Origin of the sequence: Paenibacillus sp. 1182 (genome assembly GCF_017833915.1) — a bacterium.
Taxonomy (GTDB): Bacteria; Bacillota; Bacilli; order Paenibacillales; family Paenibacillaceae; genus Paenibacillus; species Paenibacillus polymyxa_D.
Genome location: NZ_JAFICR010000006.1, coordinates 115,657 through 133,632, shown reverse-complemented (window position 1 = coordinate 133,632; position 17,976 = coordinate 115,657). Strand labels below are relative to the sequence as shown.

Sequence of the window (17,976 nt, the reverse complement as noted above, 5' to 3'; positions counted from 1 at the left end):
CTAAAATCAAAAAAGGCAGACCCCATAATAACAGTGGGTCTGCCTTTTTGTTTAAAACCAATCTTCCTGTATAACTTCCTCATTACGCCCCTCTATAGCTCCGCCTGACTCCAGGACAAGCGTTTCCGTTGCAGCCACAGCCTGTTCAATCAAGGCATTTAAATCCCGAATAGAGGCTTCAATCTTTTGAACAACCCACAAATTTGGATTGGTCGTTGGGGATTTAGGAACAAACAATGTGCAGCAATCTTCATATGGAAGGATGGATAAATCGTAGGTGCCAATTTGCTTAGCGATTTCCGTGATCTCCTGCTTATCCATCATGACGAGAGGTCGCAGCAATGGTAATTCTGTTGAACGGCCAATCACATTCATGCTGGATAACGTTTGACTAGCAACTTGACCCAGACTGTCACCCGTCACGAGTGCCAGCGCTCCTTCACGCTCAGCCAGCATCGTTGCAATTCGCAGCATAGACCGTCTCATTAGCGTTATAATCAGATTGTCCTGTCCAGTGCGCGTAAAGGCCGTCTGCACCTCTGTAAACGGTACAAGGTGGATTTTGATCCGCCCTGCATAGCCTGCTAATACCCTTGCCAATTCAATGACCTTTTCTTTCGCACGCTCACTTGTAAACGGATAGCTATAAAAATGTACACATTCAATTTCCAGTCCTCTACGCATGGAAGACCATCCTGCTACCGGGCTGTCGATTCCACCAGACAGCAGCAGCATAGCTTTACCGTTCGTTCCTAACGGAAAGCCCCCTACAGCCATAATAACATCGCTGAATATATAGGCCGCCTGCTCTCTGACCTCCACACGCAACTCAATATCTGGTTGATGCACATCGACCCTCAACGCTTGAAACTCTCGCAAAATAGGAGAACCAATTAAATGGTTCATCTCTTGTGAGGAATGAGCAAACTCCTTCCACACTCTGCGGGCATTTACCTTGAAAGTCGTTCCCTCGGCCACATTCAGCTCACGCATCAAAGCTACAGCGGTCTCAATTATAGCACCCAGCTCGACAGGAGCCATTTTGACAGGACTTATTGTCGTGATGCCAAACACTTTTTGTAACACTTGAATGATCTGTTCATAAGGCTCTCCTCCGAGTACCACATAAATCCGTCCAAATTCCTTCCGCAAAGAAGCGCCGGGAAACGGCTTGAGCAGCAGCTTCACGTGATTCAGTACTGCCTTTTCAAAACGAGTCCGATTCTTCCCTTTTAATGTAAATTCACCGAAGCGAAGTAACAGCATATCATAGTGCATTTTAACGTTTCCACCTTTCAAGGGATTCCAGCTTGGCTACAGCCTGTTGCAGTGCAAGTATAAGCTCGTCAATATCCTGTTCCGTATGCTCGTCACCGAAGCTGATACGAATGCCGCCAGATGCTTCTGCCTCATTGCGGCCCATCGCCTGCAGCACCCGGCTGGGCTCGGCCAACTTCGAAGAACAAGCCGATTTGGTGGATACGACCACACCTAGTTGCTCCAGCGTATGCAGCAGCACCTCGGCCTTCATACCCGGATACGAAAAGTGGACAATATGCGGTGCTTCCTCCCCGCTGTTTAGCCGCAGTTGAGGGATTGTCTGCACTTCTGCGACCACCCGTTCTCTCCACTCGGTCATACGTCGTGCTGTTTCTGCTTGTCGTTCGCCCGCTAGTCGTACCGCTTTGGACATACCAACAAGCAGTGGCACATTTTCCGTACCTGCACGAAAACCCTGCTCCTGAGAGCCGCCACTATGCAGTGGGAAAACCTCTACACCTTCCCGAACGAATAGTAGTCCAGCACCTTTAGGTCCACGCAGCTTATGCGCAGAGAGGCTGTACAGATCAGCCTGCCAGCCCCGGATATCAACCGGCAGCTTTCCAAACCCTTGTACACCGTCAATATGAAATAGAATACGGGGGAACTGTTTCTTCAGCGCAGCTCCGATATCATGCACCGGTTGCACCCTTCCCGTCTCATTATTGACATGCATAATACTGACTAAAATCGTATCTTTACGGACAGCGGCACAAACCTGTTCGGCGCTCACATGCCCTTCTGCATCGACAGGTAAAAATGTAACCTCAAAACCCAGATTTGTCAGTTGTCTGCAAGCTTCATACACAGACGGGTGTTCTGTCGATACAGTAACAATATGCTTGCCTCTGGTCTGATACTGCAAAGCTACTCCCTTAATAGCAAGATTGTTGCTTTCCGTTGCCCCAGATGTGAAGACAATCTCTGATGGATACACTCCCAAAGCCGCAGCACATACTTCGCGCGAACGCTTAAGCAACTTATCCGCATCCTCTCCATACCGATGCATCGAAGATGGATTGCCATAGTGGCGTCTCATGATCTCAGCAACGGTTGTAATCACCTCTTCAAAAGGCGGAGTTGTCGCCGCATAATCAAAATATTTCATTAAACTCCCCTTTCTGCCCTACAACTGCTGCAACAAAAAAAGACCAAAACAGGGAAAGGCCGCTACATTATAGCGACACCCTTTCCCCATATTGACCCTGTTCTGCGGACCTAATCTAATTGAAATTACACACTTTTTTCGTTATAAGCTATAGGGCTTAGATCGTATATTTTTCACGTGCATTTTGAATCTTGTTAATATATCTTTGCGTTTCCAGCGGAAGCTTATCTAGTACAGACATTAACTGTTCATCACTACTTACACCAAGCCGCTGCACCCGTCCGGGACCTGCATTATATGCAGCCAGCGCCATATTTTCTTGTCCGTTAAAACGTTTAATCTGATAAGACAAATAACGAACTCCAGCATCAATATTTTGTCCAGGATCATACGGGTCACTGACTCCCAGACCTTGAGCCGTAGCATCCATAAGTTGCATAAGCCCTTTGGCCCCGGCCGAAGAAGTGACCGACGGATTGAATGAAGATTCCGTATCAATAACTGCTTTAATCAACGCTACTGGAACGCCGTATTTCTGACTAGCCTCGTTAATCATATCATCATATGCCGTAGGTGTTGTAGGCCCGTCTGTTGCTGTGCTGGAAGGAGCGGGATACAATGACGAAGCCGTTCCCCTCGAAGGTCCCAATTGAAGCCAAAGCAAACCATTTTCGTCTCTGGTAACATCACTTGAATTTTCTCGAGTCACAGCACCATCTGTTTCCAACTGACCTACTTGTTCCAGTAATCCGGAAAAAGCGTCCGTTGTCCCCGTCTGGGTTGTAGCACTCATATTATTTAACAGCTGCATGTCTAACATGGACTTGGACACGCGCGGATCAATTTGCATGTGGTGTTCCCAACTTTCTATAGTTGTTATATCCCAAATAGCTTGTCGTTACTGCTATGATACAACTTTTTACTATGTACTTCCATACCTTTTAATGAAAAAAAGCTCCGTTTCTGTCGAAAAGACAGCGGAGCTTTATAGATCAGCTTAAATGTAATTATATCACTAAGATGATTTTTCTCGGATATACAAAAGAAAACTGTACTTTTTCCTCCAGCAAGGTCAGCGAACGAACGGGATAAAAGCAAAATAACTCAATGTCGCCAGCGCCCCAAGACCAATCGACCAAATGCCGGTCGTTTTGCTGCCATTCACATAAGCAAAAAAGCCTAAAACTGCAGCAATAGGCCCCAGTACTATGGACCACATAAACAATGAGGCAATTCCCGCAGCCAGACCAACATAGCCAGAAATACGACCACTATTGTTTATAACTTGCTCTTCACCCTTGACCTCATGTCGAGTCACAACTGAGCCGGGAGCAACCTCTGCTGCATATTCCTCACGATCATTACGGCGCTTGGCAGATCGTTCATGAATGTGACGGGGGTAATCTACACGTTTGCGGCTAACATGCTCTTCATTCTGATGCTTGTCGTTTTCATGATCTTCCATAATAAACTGCACCTCCAAATGCAAAATGAATCGCGTAATAAAATTTACACGGACTTCGGTTTAAAAGTGTGGCAACAGGTTGCGGCTGACGTGTCGGCCTTATCACGTTCTTCTGAACTGAAGCTTTCCCCCGCATATTCTTCTTTAAATTTCTTTCCGGCATGACCATCAACTTCAATCATGATCAAATCTGCCTTGCACAAGTTGTTTTCTCCCCAATAATGACAATTGGCTACGCTACACTTAACGATTGGCTTGGCCTCTTGGCTCATGATCATCACCTCGGATTCATTGTCCCCCCGCTATCCCGCACCTATGCGTTTATGGTATATGGCAGTTGGTGACATACGAAAAAAGCCGCTTCCTTCACCTCCTCCAAAATGGCAGGAAGCAAGTAGAAAACGGCTTGCTTGTCTTGTTTTAGTTTTTGATTAGAAATGATCTTCCCCGTTGAATGCTTTATGCATGAGTACGGCGAGTCTGCATCCGGCGCTGAGTCAAATAGTCACTTTCATAATAAGTCAGATCATCACGCAATTCTTCAAAATTTTTCGTAATGTCCATGATCACTTCGCGAGCGGCTGGCACTGGCGTTTTACGGAAGCGGATAGCATCTTGTCCCGTATACGCATAGCGTCCATCCTCTGCGTAAGATTCATTTTTGGGATAAAAAAAGCTGTTCACGCAGTCATGGTAAACGTTATACAATGCCTTTTCCGCAAAATCGACGTCAAAATTGGCACGGCGTAAAGCCACACCCAACTTTTCATAAGATACTTCGGAAAAAACAAGGACATGACGGAGATCCGACAAAAAGCCTTTGTAAAAGAGCACGGACTCCTCATTGCCATCTGCAGCCAGTTGCGGCAGAGCATGCTCATTGAGGAATGTTTCCACCCGTTTCACGGCAGTTTTCAGTCTCTCCTGCGCCGACTCACATAATTTTTGTACGTTGACTGCTGACATCAAGGCAGCTCCCCCTTATTTGTTGCTTGTTCATCAATTTGGTTACCCGAAAATAGTCCCCTCTAACCGAAAGAGCTGTAATTTTCAGTATTTATCCTACCACAAATAAGCATTGAAAGGTATAAAAACATGCCAACCTCCTCACGCTAAACCATAAATTTATGAATTCTCAAGGAGGACGGTCCCATGTCTCGGCGAAAATGGTTAAAACCCCTGCTAGGAGCAGCTGCCGGGGTGCTTCTCATCACACTGATGCTGCCTTCCCGTGATCACCGCCATACACCGCAGCCCGAATATACGGCCAAGATGGTGCCACAGCAAGAGAAGCAACTCAAAAAAGGAATGTTGGCTTTGGACCTGTCCGCTACGGATACCCTCACACGCATGGATGCAAGGCAGGATATTCAGTACGTGATGCGGGAACTTGATGGTAAAACTGCTGATCAGAAAAGGGAATTTACCCGCACGCTACAGCAATCGCACAGTCATCTTCATACGTTACAGTGGATTCACACAAGCGACGGGAATACGAACACCTACACGGGCAGCAAAGCACAAACTCGTCTGCTCAGTCATCCTCAAATTAAAAGCAGCTTGGCTGCGGCTCGCCGTTCCGTCATGCAAAATAAATCCTACGAATCTGCTGCATTTCAGGCTGAAGGCGGTAAATATTTTGTCATGGCAGAACCATCGGCTGACGGAACATGCGGCGTTGCTGCTCTGGTCAGTCAGCAAGTATTGCGTGACGTGGAGAAGCATCAGCGGAAAAATTTGCGTTTGATTCCCTATCCAAAAGAAGGCAGCTACAAAATCGAATCCGTACATCCCGACACATTGCACGATATTACTGTCAAGACGGGCCACGACAACGAAAATGCAAGCCATTATTTTGAAAATGAAATTGTCGTTCGCTTCCATCATAATCCTGATTCACGACAACTGCAGGAAATTGCAGCAGATTTACACTGTGCGCCAGGCCGCAAGCTTGGTTATACCTATGTATTTCATTCGGATAAGATGAACTTTAAGGAGCTAAAGCAATATTTTTCAAGAAAGTGGAACCCGCTTTATACGGAACCTCACTATATGTATCTAACCAATGAGAGCACACCTATCAAAGCGGACAGCTCTATTCCCAATGATTTGCTCTTTTCCCGCTATCAATGGAATCTGCCGGCAACTGAAACCAACCGAGGTTGGAAATTAAGCAAAGGCAGCAAGGACGTAATTGTCGCTGTCGTAGATACGGGAGTAGATTTGAATCACCCCGACCTAAAAGGTCAAATCCTTTCAGGTCATAACGTGGTAAACCCGTCTGAAAAGCCTTATGATGACGTCGGTCATGGAACGCACGTCGCCGGCATCATTTCTGCCCTCGTGAATAATGGTGAGGGGGTCGCTGGCATGACATGGTACAACAAAGTCATGCCGATCAAGGTACTTGACCAATCCGGCTCCGGCACGACTTACTCGGTTGCAGAAGGTATTATCTGGGCAGCTGATCACGGTGCCAAGGTCATCAATTTGAGTCTGGGCAATTACGCACAAGCTGAATTTTTGCATGATGCGATCAAATACGCCTATGAAAAAGATGTCGTATTAATCGCAGCCACAGGCAATGACAATACGGAACGACCTGGCTATCCAGCAGCGTATCCTGAAGTGTTTGCCGTTTCCGCTACAGATTCTTCTATGCACCGTGCATCCTTTTCTAACTATGGAGATTATGTAGACGTCATGGCTCCAGGTGCAAGTATTGCCAGTACGTACCCAGGGAATCAATATGCTGCACTGTCGGGCACTTCAATGGCCAGTCCCCATGTATCAGCACTTGCTGCCCTGATTCGATCCGTTAACCCCGATCTGACCAACAAAGAGGTTATGGATTTAATGAGAAGCAGCGTAATTGACTTGGGCACACCAGGGCATGACAAATATTTCGGATATGGTCAAATTGACGTGTATAAAGCGTTGAAAGCAGCACAACGTCCATATGTTCCTTTGCAATTCTATCCACAGCATTTAAGTGACAAGTTAAAATCTATTTTAAAGAAACTGGAAACGTAAGATTCCTTATTGGAAAAAAGCAGCCATGTTGCTCCATGGCTGCTTTTTTGGGCTTTATTAACGCTTGGAACTGCTGCGAACAGGACGCTTGCTATGACTGCGAGTATGACAGCAAGGTTCTCCAGGATCCTTTATACTCACCGGAAATACGTGATGTGGTACAGGTACAATGTGCGTCTGATTAACAATTTCAATTGGATGAACCACAGGCACGACTTGTGGGAAAAATTGATGATTTACAAATTGGATCGGCGGGCACACGATCGGGTCGTAAGGGCAATGACTCATAATGTGCAACTCCTTTCGGTGAATTAGTACAGCATATTAAGAAGGCATGTGCTGTGCTTGGATGTTTACCCCCTAATACAAATATCCCTTATAAAATAGGCTTCCGTTCAACAATGACCGAATGATCAAGCAGTTCGCCCAACAAACGGCACAGTTTGTGAAGACCTGTTATAAGTGTTTCCTTGTCCACATACGAAAAAGAAATACGGATATGATTACTGTCCATACCACCTGCATAGCACACTGCACCAGGTAAAAAGGAAACGCCTTCTCGGTCAGCCAGCCGCTCCAATTCTGGAATATCAACATTAGGAGGAAGCTTAATCCACACATTTAAGCCGCCTTCGGGAGCATACCAGCTAACCTCTGGCGGAGCATAGCGCTGGAGCGTATACAATGCGACTGTCAACCGATCCCGCATTTGTTCCCGCAACCAGACAAGATGTCGATCAAGACGGTTCCTGATAAAGGGCAATAGCGCTTTTTGCGTTAATAGAGGGCTCCCCAAATCCGTAGTAGACTTGGCAGCCACCAAACGATCCATTACACTGCCAGTGGCCGCTACACAAGCTATACGGCAGCCGGGAGCAACGGTTTTGCTAAAGCTTTTGATATATATCACATGTCCGGATTGATCATGTGCCTTGATAGAGAGTGGCGGCTTTGTTTTATAGTAGAGGTCAGAAAATGGATCATCCTCAACAATGAGGCAATGATAACTTTGAGCTAGATCCAATAATTGTGTGCGTCTGGCCGTCGTTAAAGTTACTCCGGTAGGATTATGAAAGGTGGGTATCGTGTAGATCAGTTTTGGGGGATGAGTATCACAAAGACGCGTGAGGATATCGATCCGCATGCCCTGCTCATCCATCGGAATCATAATTACTTTGGCACCACGACTGGTAAATACATCAATGGCCCCCGTATATGTAGGAGCCTCCATGTAGACAACATCTCCAGAACCAACAAAAGTACGTGCCACCAGGTCAATGCCCTGTTGGGCACCACTGGTCACGAGCAGCTGTTCTGCAACAGTGCATAGGCCACGTTCGTTCAGGTGATCTACAAACACTTCCCTCAGCGCTAAATCACCTTCAAAAGTACCGTATGCTGCCATTGCATCAGGATTTCCAGAGGATAGACGTTGAGTATCAGCGATGATTTCGCGTGTAGGAAGAAGCTCCGGTTGAATTGCTGCTATATGAAAAGAATAGGGAACCTGTCTGCTATGGTTAAAGTTTCTCCATAACTGTGCGCGTGGCAAATAATCGATCAGCGACATTTGCCATGACAAATCCTGCGCTCCCTCACGTTGAACAGCTACCGAAGGCTCTGCTACATAGCAACCTTTTCCCTGTGTACAGGTAACCAGATTAATAGACTCCAGCTCAGCATATGCCTTGCTTACAGTTACGGGACTTACCGCAAGCAAACTGGACAAATGACGGACAGAGGGAAGCTTTGTGCCCTGAGGCAACAGTCCAGACTGGATGCGATCTGCTAATGTTTTGGCAATCTGTAAATATAATTTAACACTGCTATTGCGGCTGAGATCAATATGCATCGGAACCGTCCCCTCCAAAAATCAACTGTTACATTTAGACGTTTACTGTTATACTTCATTATCGATATAATACAACAAATTTCATAGTACAGTATAGAACACAGGAGATGATTGGATTGGAACACAAATTTTCGGGTATGGCTCGTACTCAGGGCTCGTCCATGGTAAGGGACATTTTAAAGCTGACACAGGGAACAGATGTGTTATCTCTGGCAGGCGGCCTTCCTGCCGATGCCTTTTTCCCCATCGAAGCTGTTGCTAAAGCCTATGAGCAGGTATTTCGCCTCGGCGGTACTACCGCTCTTCAATACGGCCTAACCGAGGGCTACATTCCTCTACGGGAACGTCTTGCAGCAATCATGTCATCCCAAGGCATCTCCGTCACCAGAGATAACATCATCATGACGACGGGCTCACAGCAGACCATTGATCTGGTTTCGCGTGTATTGCTCGATCCGCAGGATACTGTATTGGTGGAGTCCCCTACTTATTTGGCAGCTCTTCAGGTATTTAATTCCTATGGTGCCAACATTGTAAGTGTAGATACAGACTCTAACGGTATGCGATTAGAAGATCTTGAAGCCAAGATCAAAAAACATCAGCCTAAATTCGTGTATGTCATCCCAACCTTCTCCAACCCGGCAGGAAGTGTTTGGAGTATGGAACGAAGAACAGGCGTTGTTGAAATATGCCGTAAATACGGCACTTTGATTTTTGAAGATGATCCTTACGGACGTCTTAAATTTGACGAAAACCTTAACTTTCCATCCCTTTTCTCAATCGATCAACAGCTAGGTGGAGACGGTCATGTGATGTACACTTCTACATTCTCCAAAACCGTCGCTCCTGGTGTTCGATCTGGTTGGCTGGTAGCTAATCAAGCGATTGTCGTTAAAGTCGCCAATGCCAAACAATCTGCCGATCTGCACTCCAGCAGTATTGATCAACGTGCTTTGAATGAGTTATTGGACTTTTTTGACTTGGACGGACATATTCGTACTGTGTCTGCTGAGTACCATACTCGTATGCTACGTCTCACGTCGCTGATGAAAGAACGCCAATGGGAAGGAATCACCTGGAATGATGCACTTGGCGGTATGTTTATGTGGGTTACTTTACCCGAGGGATTCCGTTCTGATCGGTTGCTGCAACTCGCAATTCAGGAAGGAGTGGCATTTGTGCCTGGACAAGTCTTCTATGCTGACCTAAGTGGCAGCAACCATATGCGAATCAACTTCACGCATACGGATCCTTCCTTGCTTCCAAAAGCAGTTGACCGATTGGATCGGGCACTGAAGATGTACACAGAGGAAAGTGTTGTAAACAGCGTGCGATGATGGAGTTGGCAGGACACGTACGTGAGGCCGCTTCACGAATCATTTGATTTTACGATCGCTGTTCCCTCTGATTCGTTTGGAATTTGAATAGCATGTTGGAATCTGGGACAAAGATGTACGCCTCGCCTCTGTAGATTCAAATGCGTTTGCTACGCTGACTACGTGCCTCATTCTCGAACGGTTTTACGGTAGAGAAGTAAAAATTAGGATGAAAGCCCACAGTAATTATGCTGGGGGCTTCATTCTAAGAATGCACTATATCTGCGTAAGTACGGTATGTTAAAAAGGGTGTGCCATCATTCCCACAGGAATATGACACACCCTTTTTAATTCAATAAATACATTTGGATTAAAGGCTTTCATGCAAACAGGTCATTTACAAAAGTTAAATTCATACTTTTTAAGGTGTTGCAGTGGGGAAAGTTTTCCGTAAGCCGGGTTCTGTGCTATTCGTGGTACAGACGGGAACTACCCTCCCACTACAAGCGACAATCATCTATCTAGGCCGAACATTGCTATCCAGCTCCAGCGACCAACCTAGACACGCCTCGGGCTAAGGCTGCTTCGCGAAGAAGCTGTGTCCCATTAGGTCTTGCTCCAGATGGGGTTTACCAGGAACGAAGTCACCAGCGTTCCTCGGGGTCTCTTACACCTCGGTTCCATCCTTGCCTGTGCCGCAAGCGGCCATCGGCGGTCCATTTCTGTGGCACTATCCTTCAACTCGCGCTGACTGGACGTTATCCAGCATCCTGCCCTATGGAGCCCGGACTTTCCTCTCGCGGCTTACGCCACCAGCGATTGTCTGTCAAACTTTCCGAACAACATTACATAGTATACAGGGAACGCGCGCATGATACAACCCTGAAAATATTGTAAAACGTATAGATCTCTGTTTACTTGCCCAAATAAAACGGATGTACCTTTCTCTGCAATGAATCATCCGCCACATAATAAGCAGACCTTCCCACGTATAGCGGGATAGAAAGCTTACTAAAATCAGGAACGTCCTCATCTAGGAACAGTTCATCATCTCGGTAGGTCTGCTGTATTTCACCGACGATCCAATCATGATCTCCATAGGTATGAATATCCACGACTTTACACTCATAAGCAAGATAAGCCTCCAGCAATATAGGCACATTGACTGAAATTCCATCCTCATATGCAATGCCAAACTGCTGAAACTTATCTACATCTTTACCACTAAAGGTACCTACAGCCTGAATCCATTCCGATCTGTGCGCAGGCAGAAACTGAATACCAAAGCCTCCGCTTTTCTCGATCAGTCCGTGAGAATATGTTTCCTTCCTCAGTGAAATGCCATACATGCCCGGTGATGATCCGATATAGGTATGCCAGCCTGAGGCCATTACATTATTTTCCCCCTCATAGCGGGAAGTAACAACAGCGACCATACCTGGATAGGCATGAATTGCAGAATCAGCTATCAGCGTCCGCATAGAACCTCTCCCTACGAAAAAAATAATAGAGCATCTTCATTTTCTCATAGATGTTGAGATTTTACAAAAATTGAAAAGGTTCGGTTTCTACCTGAGATACATGTACTTCCGTTGAATAACGACCTTCTACCAAGCGTTTGCGCATCCATTCTGCGGTTTTAGGCTTCATAATCTTTTCAGCATTATGTCCAGGGTCAATAATAGCAATCCCCGCCATCAGGGCATCGTGAGCCGTGTGATAGTCAATATCCCCTGTGACCAATACATCAGCACCTTTGAAAAGCGACTTATTCACATAGCGGCTGCCTGAGCCCCCAAGCACGGCTGCCTTTTTGATCATACGGTCCAAGTCGCCCACCACACGTACATGCTCCACGTTGAGGCCATTTTTCACAACATCGACAAACTCCCGTAGCGTGCGAGTTTCCTTAAGCTTGCCCACCCGTCCCAAACCAAAGGAACGGCCCTGCAAATCCATGTGATACAGGTCATAAGCCACCTCTTCATAAGGATGAGCCTTCAGCATCGCTTGAACAACTTTATTGCGTACACCCTGCGGTACAATGGTCTCAATACGAACCTCTTCACTACGTTCCATTTTACCCTGCTCACCCAAAAACGGCTGTGTGCCTTCACCCGGCACAAAAGTTCCATAGCCGTCAATGTTAAAGCTGCAATGGCTGTAGTTGCCGATATGTCCAGCTCCCGCCCCCAGTATGGCATCCAGTACCCGTTGATGATGTGTTTTGGGTACGAAAACAACAAGCTTGAATAATTGCTCGGTGTGAACATCCTCAAGCGTACCTTCACTTTGAATACCCAGTGCTTCTGCCATCCAGTCATTCATGCCGTCCTCAGCTGTATCCAGATTCGTATGACTGATGTAGACAGCAATATCATTCTTGATCAGTTTTTCATACAATCTACCCGCAGGCTGATCTGTGTTCAAAGCTTTAAGTGGGCGGAATATAATCGCATGATGCGCAATAATGAGGTCAGCTTTTATGCGGAGTGCCTCTTCGACAACCTCATCATTAACATCTAGGGCTACTAATATGCTTTTGATTTCCTTTTGCAGACTACCCAGCTGAAGCCCGATTCTATCGTCCGGAACTGCCAAGTATTTCGGAGCCAGCTGCTCCATATAGCTAATTACTGTCTGTCCTTTGGCAAACATGCAAGTACCTCCTCTAGCTGTTCAATTTGCTTGCGCAATTGCTCCCGCTTATGCTGTGCGGATTCCTGATCTGATCGTGCCACTTGTGCCAGCACATCCTCAAGCTTGCGAATCTCCAATTTCCATTTATAAAAAAAGATTTCATTCGGTGCTTTGACCAATAGTGGTCCGAGTTGCATCAACAAATCCGGTGTCAGTACCAGCGAACTATCGGGAATTTTCCATGGTTGATACAGCGCATCCTGTTTCAGTGGGCTTACCGAATCAGGTACTGCCGTCAGAATCTCATATATTTTCCCGTCTTCTTCCATAATATGTTCACTTGTTAGTACCCATTGATGTTCGATGAGCCAACGGCGTAAGATATCCTCTCCTACGTTAGGCTGTAGAACAAGTTGTTTCACTGAAACAAGCTTGTCTTTCCCTTGCTCTAAAATGGTAGCGATCAAGGCACCACCCATCCCGGCTATCGTAATAACATCAACTTCATCGACCTTAATTACAGCCAAGCCATCTCCCTTTCTAACCGCAATGCGATCCGTGAGACCTGCTTCGGCCACCTGCTTTTGAGCCGCACGCAACGGTCCATCATTGACTTCACCCGCCACAGCTTGCGGTACTCTGCCACTACGCACTGCGGCCACGGGGAGTAGTCCATGATCCGAGCCAATATCCGCAAGTCTGCTCCCGGCAGGTATTTGTTCCATAATATATTGTAATCGTTGAGAAAGTTTCATAACGTCACCCACGTAATCCATTTTTTTCGAGTCCAAAATAAAATTCCAACAACAAATGCCAACTTCAGTATGCTGTAAAACACCACATCTCCCGCCGCTTGATGGCGCAGGATAAACGTGTCTGCTTCAGCCATGAATGCTAGTGTCATGCCTATAGCGAAATAAACCAAAGCGAGACGCGGAAAGCGGCGATGTACCCACCAGCTTAACCAGATCAACAATACTGCGTGCAAAATCCAAAATGCCTCAAGCATCACTAAAGTTGCTGTAGGCCAGTAGCGGCCTATAAGGATCGCGTACACTAAAAGTAGCCCAGCAATGCCACAGTAATGAAGCAAGCTGATCCGCAAAGTTAATCCCACAAGACACCATACCACACCGCATAGGCCTACGAGCAAAAGAAACCAAACCTTAGCTTCACCTTGATGGAGCTGAATGATCCATACACCCGAACCCAACATAATCGCACTGCCTAAAGTGCTCAACATCGCACTCATACTCTTTTCAGAAGACCGCCAAAATGCGGCCACTCCATAGCAAATCGTAGTAACTGCACTCGCCGAGAATATTTGCATTGCCAACGGAAAAGCGGTAAAATAAAAACCGATCAAACAAATGCAGGAAATAATGACAAAACCAAGAAGCCAGGCGATCCCATGCCCGTGTCTAAGATATGTAAGCAGCCCGGTGTTGTTACGGTTCTGGCTCTGCGTCGGATCTTCGTCCTCCCGATACAGGTTAGACAAAAAATCGCAATATTGCTCAGGGAGCAGCCGACTTCGCCGCCAATGCTCAATTTCATGTAACAGTATTGCCCGCTTTTTCTCCTGGTCCAAGCTTCTTCCCCTCCACCAAGACTGCCATGAGATAAAAAAAGACCTCCTGCGCGCTTCAAGCCGCAGAAGGTCCGCAATGTAACGCTTCTATTCGAGGAAATCCTTCAGTCGCTTACTGCGGCTTGGATGGCGCAACTTACGTAGCGCTTTGGCCTCAATCTGACGAATACGTTCACGTGTAACACCAAACACTTTACCCACTTCTTCAAGGGTTCTGGTTCTTCCGTCGTCCAAACCAAAGCGGAGACGCAAAACATTCTCTTCCCGTTCGGTTAACGTATCCAGTACATCCTCGAGCTGTTCCTTCAGAAGTTCATAGGCAGCCGCATCTGCAGGCGCCAACGCTTCTTGATCCTCAATGAAATCCCCCAGATGTGAGTCATCCTCTTCACCAATTGGTGTTTCCAATGAAACCGGTTCTTGGGCAATTTTCATAATTTCCCGTACTTTTTCCACGCTCAGCTCCATTTCGGCAGCCACTTCCTCGGGCGTAGGTTCGCGCCCCAGCTCTTGCAACAGTTGACGCGATACGCGAATCAGCTTGTTGATCGTTTCCACCATATGCACCGGAATACGAATCGTTCTCGCCTGATCGGCTATCGCGCGCGTAATGGCCTGACGAATCCACCAGGTTGCATAGGTACTGAATTTAAAGCCTTTTTCGTAATCAAATTTTTCTACTGCCTTAATCAAACCCATATTACCTTCCTGAATCAGATCCAGGAAAAGCATTCCGCGACCAACATAACGTTTGGCAATACTTACAACCAGACGCAAGTTCGCTTCTGCCAACCGGCGCTTAGCTTCTTCATCGCCGTTATTGATCCGTTTGGCAAGCTCCACCTCATCATCAGCAGAAAGCAACGGTACACGACCGATTTCTTTCAAGTACATCCGGACTGGATCATTAATTTTAATACCGGGAGGCAGGCTCAGATCGTCATCGAAATTAAAATCATCCCCATCATTGTTTTCCGGGTCGTCATTTTGACGCAATCTGGTAACTTCTTCGTCGTTGTCATTCACAACCTCAATCCCCAAGTCACCCAGCTGCTCATAAAACTCATCCATTTGCTCGGGGTCCTGATCAAACGGCGATAGTTTTTCCATGATATCTTTGTAGTTCAGAGAAGAACTTTTTTTACCCAACTCAATCAGTTGATCTTTAACCTGATCCAGTGTTAGTTCCGTCTCCAGTTCAGTATGCTGATCATTCGCCATCTTTCGACTCCCTCCTCCCTAGAAACATCCGACCTCTGTGTGTTCATTGTCTCTCTAGGGCTATAATCTCACTTGCAATTTGTGCTGCGCGCAGAAAGTCACCTAAGCGCTCAGCGGCTCTCATTTCTTCCCTCTTCAAATCCAGTTGCTCCTGCAATGGAAATTTTCGCACTTGATGAATATAATCATCCAAAATGTGCGGTGCCCATACGCCTGGAGCATCCATCATCATGATCGAACTTACGTTCTTCTCCAGTCGGTCGTCTTGCAAAGATGAAATAAAACGGCTTGTATCCGGTAACTTCCCTTGCGCGTAATAGGCATATAGATAAGCAGCAATTGCTGCATGATCCTCAATATTAAAGGCGTCGCCCAGATGCTTTTCTACATACTCTGCAGCTTCTAAATCCTGCATCATCCAGTGAAGCAGTCTGCGTTCAGCCACATGGTAAGCCGGCAACAGATTAGGTGTGGAGACCTGCCCTTTTTTATGCCTACCATTATTCCACCCATTTTCGTTATTATCCCCAAAGTTCTGTTTTTTTTGCAGGGATTGACGCAGTAAATTGCATTCTTGCTTCAAGGTTTCAAAATCCACCTTGACTTCGGCTGACACTTCGCGCAGATACACTTCCCGCTCGGTCGGGGATGACAGAGGTGCAATGACATTTAATGCTTCGCGGGAATACGCGATTCTTCCTTCTTCCTCTTGCAGTATATGGTTTTTTTTCAGATATATAAGCTTAAATTTCACCGTTGAAACAGCACTTTCGATAATTTGGCGCTGGAATCGTTCGCCGCCGTATTGCCGGATAAAATCATCCGGGTCCATACCGTCACTGACCAGCGCTACTTTCACGTGAAGCCCCGCATTTTCCAACAGCGGAAAATTTTTAAGCGCAGCAGCTTGTCCTGCCCGGTCACCATCATAACAAATAATGACCTCGTCGCACAGTCCTTTTAACATCGTAGCATGGTGCTCTGTTAGAGCAGTGCCCATGGCGGCCACCCCATTTTGTACGCCAGCTTCCCATGCCGAGATGACATCACCGTAGCCTTCAAAAAGAACACTTTGGCGAAGCTTGCGAATTGAGGTTTTAGCATGATGGAGATTGTACAGCGTTCGGCTCTTATTGAATAGCTTGGTCTCCGGTGAATTCAAATACTTCGGCTGTCCCTCACCAAGTATACGGCCTGCAAAGGCAATGACTTTTCCGTTGCGATTCCAAATGGGAAACATGATACGATCTCTGAATCGATCCACATATCCATCACCCTCATGCCGGGGAGAAATAAGCCCTCCCTTTTCCATCTCCACGGGATCAAAAGAACGCTTATCCAGAAACTGAACGATCGTATCCCATCGGTTGGGTGCATAGCCAATTTGAAATTGATCAATGATCTTGTCACTGAATCCTCGTGAGCGCAAGTATTCCATAGCTGGTTTGCCGTGCTCCGTATTTTTAAGCAAAAAATGGTACATCTTAGAAGTTAACTCATACGCTTGCAACAGCCTGTCCAACTCAGGATGCTGATGCGATGAATCACGTCCCTGCCATTCGCCGAGCGGGATATGACTTTCTTCTGCCATTGTCCTGACAGCTTCGGGAAAGGATAGTCCTTCGATTTCCATCATAAACTTGATGGCATTGCCTCCCGCGCCGCAGCCGTAGCAGTAAAAAATCTGACGATCCGGTGTCACGGTGAATGAAGGGGTTTTTTCGGAATGAAAAGGACAGAGGCCTTTCATATATTTCCCCTGCTTGGTCAAATGCACGTACTTGCTTACCGTATCTACAATATCATGATGTTGTAAAACTGACTCAATGATATCGTCCGGTATGTTACCTTGTCCGGCACTCATATTAACCACCTTCATCTCTTTAGCACGTAAATATAATTCGATACCGTTACTCATTCTCCTGCAAGCGAAGTAAAAGTTTTGTCAGTTTATGTTGAAAAACTTCACGATCCTCTAATGAAAACGGTTTAGGGCCTTTTCCATAACGTCCCTTTTTCCGTTCTTTGGCAGAAGTATGACGTCGGTCAAGCATGAAATCTATCGAATCGTTTCGATACATAGCTCCGCGAAAAGACATCACTTCACAACCTTTTGCCAAGGCAAGTGCAGCAAGACCATAATCATTGGTGGTTACAATATCTCCGCGGCGGATATGATTGGCAATATAGAGATCGGCACTTTGGTCGCTTCGGTCTACTTTAACGACGCTTACACCTTTGCTGCCCTGAATGAGATGATCATATGAAGATACCATAATAACCTCAATATGAAAACGGGAAGCTATCTCCGCAATTTCACTTTTAACAGGACAAGCGTCCCCGTCAACAACGATCCTCACACCCAGTAAAGTTCCGGTTCCCCCCATAAGCATCCCCCATCCGCATTCGAGTAAAATACGGAACGGCTGC

General features: G+C 46.4%; 17 protein-coding genes and 1 other RNA gene. 2 read left to right on the top strand and 16 right to left on the bottom strand.

The window, feature by feature from the left end:
* Positions 1-51 precede the first annotated feature (51 nt).
* From thiI to JOD82_RS14085, 6 genes are all read right to left on the bottom strand, one after another.
* The gene (gene thiI, locus JOD82_RS14110; RefSeq protein WP_209949506.1) at positions 52-1,278 is read right to left on the bottom strand and encodes a tRNA uracil 4-sulfurtransferase ThiI; all 1,227 of its coding nucleotides are present in this window, start codon (positions 1,276-1,278) and stop codon (positions 52-54) included.
* Between the two features lies 1 nt (position 1,279).
* A complete protein-coding gene (locus JOD82_RS14105; RefSeq protein WP_209949504.1) occupies positions 1,280-2,428 on the bottom strand; it encodes a cysteine desulfurase family protein in 1,149 nt (382 codons plus the stop codon).
* A 157-nt stretch (positions 2,429-2,585) separates the two neighbouring features.
* Positions 2,586-3,278 (bottom strand): lytic transglycosylase domain-containing protein, encoded by a 693-nt coding sequence (locus tag JOD82_RS14100; RefSeq protein ID WP_029517775.1) that lies wholly within the window; start codon positions 3,276-3,278, stop codon positions 2,586-2,588.
* Between the two features lie 222 nt (positions 3,279-3,500).
* Entirely contained in the window at positions 3,501-3,893 is a 393-nt protein-coding gene (locus tag JOD82_RS14095) for a hypothetical protein (protein ID WP_029517776.1), read from the bottom strand.
* A 44-nt stretch (positions 3,894-3,937) separates the two neighbouring features.
* The gene (locus tag JOD82_RS14090) at positions 3,938-4,165 is read right to left on the bottom strand and encodes a DUF1540 domain-containing protein (RefSeq protein WP_029517777.1); all 228 of its coding nucleotides are present in this window, start codon (positions 4,163-4,165) and stop codon (positions 3,938-3,940) included.
* Between the two features lie 187 nt (positions 4,166-4,352).
* Positions 4,353-4,859 carry a YpuI family protein gene (locus JOD82_RS14085; RefSeq protein ID WP_029517778.1) on the bottom strand — a complete coding sequence of 169 codons (507 nt, stop codon included), beginning with the start codon at positions 4,857-4,859 and terminating at the stop codon, positions 4,353-4,355.
* Positions 4,860-5,045: 186 nt separating this feature from the next.
* On the opposite strand from JOD82_RS14085, the gene JOD82_RS14080 reads away from it, so the two are divergent.
* On the top strand, positions 5,046-6,926 hold the full coding sequence (locus JOD82_RS14080; RefSeq protein WP_209949502.1) for a S8 family peptidase: 1,881 nt from the start codon (positions 5,046-5,048) through the stop codon (positions 6,924-6,926).
* Positions 6,927-6,983: 57 nt separating this feature from the next.
* On the opposite strand, the gene JOD82_RS14075 is transcribed toward JOD82_RS14080, so the two are convergent.
* A complete protein-coding gene (locus JOD82_RS14075; RefSeq protein WP_080658632.1) occupies positions 6,984-7,214 on the bottom strand; it encodes a hypothetical protein in 231 nt (76 codons plus the stop codon).
* 88 nt (positions 7,215-7,302) lie between these two features.
* Positions 7,303-8,778: a MocR-like pyridoxine biosynthesis transcription factor PdxR gene (pdxR, locus tag JOD82_RS14070; RefSeq protein ID WP_029517780.1), complete on the bottom strand. Its 1,476-nt coding sequence runs from the start codon at positions 8,776-8,778 to the stop codon at positions 7,303-7,305.
* 116 nt (positions 8,779-8,894) lie between these two features.
* Between pdxR and JOD82_RS14065 the strand changes: the two genes are divergently transcribed.
* Positions 8,895-10,115 (top strand): aminotransferase-like domain-containing protein, encoded by a 1,221-nt coding sequence (locus JOD82_RS14065; RefSeq protein WP_029517781.1) that lies wholly within the window; start codon positions 8,895-8,897, stop codon positions 10,113-10,115.
* A 415-nt stretch (positions 10,116-10,530) separates the two neighbouring features.
* Here JOD82_RS14065 and rnpB read toward each other — a convergent pair.
* The 8 genes from rnpB to JOD82_RS14025 all read right to left on the bottom strand — a co-directional run bounded on the left by rnpB (position 10,531) and on the right by JOD82_RS14025 (position 17,933).
* Positions 10,531-10,929, bottom strand: an RNA gene (gene rnpB / locus JOD82_RS14060) — RNase P RNA component class A.
* Positions 10,930-11,008: 79 nt separating this feature from the next.
* Positions 11,009-11,575, bottom strand: a complete 567-nt coding sequence (locus JOD82_RS14055) for a flavin reductase family protein (RefSeq protein ID WP_029517782.1) — start codon at positions 11,573-11,575, stop codon at positions 11,009-11,011.
* A gap of 61 nt (positions 11,576-11,636) precedes the next feature.
* Entirely contained in the window at positions 11,637-12,752 is a 1,116-nt protein-coding gene (locus JOD82_RS14050) for a Nif3-like dinuclear metal center hexameric protein (RefSeq protein WP_165149059.1), read from the bottom strand.
* Positions 12,728-13,489 (bottom strand): tRNA (adenine(22)-N(1))-methyltransferase, encoded by a 762-nt coding sequence (locus tag JOD82_RS14045; RefSeq protein WP_029517784.1) that lies wholly within the window; start codon positions 13,487-13,489, stop codon positions 12,728-12,730. Before JOD82_RS14045 ends, JOD82_RS14050 begins: the two co-directional genes overlap by 25 nt.
* On the bottom strand, positions 13,486-14,325 hold the full coding sequence (locus JOD82_RS14040; RefSeq protein ID WP_209949500.1) for a hypothetical protein: 840 nt from the start codon (positions 14,323-14,325) through the stop codon (positions 13,486-13,488). Before JOD82_RS14040 ends, JOD82_RS14045 begins: the two co-directional genes overlap by 4 nt.
* 87 nt (positions 14,326-14,412) lie before the next feature.
* Positions 14,413-15,546 (bottom strand): RNA polymerase sigma factor RpoD, encoded by a 1,134-nt coding sequence (gene rpoD, locus JOD82_RS14035; protein ID WP_007431230.1) that lies wholly within the window; start codon positions 15,544-15,546, stop codon positions 14,413-14,415.
* Positions 15,547-15,589: 43 nt separating this feature from the next.
* Complete coding sequence (gene dnaG, locus JOD82_RS14030) at positions 15,590-17,464, bottom strand: DNA primase (RefSeq protein WP_029517786.1); 1,875 nt, start codon at positions 17,462-17,464, stop codon at positions 15,590-15,592.
* Complete coding sequence (locus tag JOD82_RS14025; RefSeq protein WP_029517787.1) at positions 17,457-17,933, bottom strand: YaiI/YqxD family protein; 477 nt, start codon at positions 17,931-17,933, stop codon at positions 17,457-17,459. The genes dnaG and JOD82_RS14025 overlap by 8 nt, the downstream gene beginning before the upstream one ends.
* Positions 17,934-17,976: the final 43 nt, after the last annotated feature.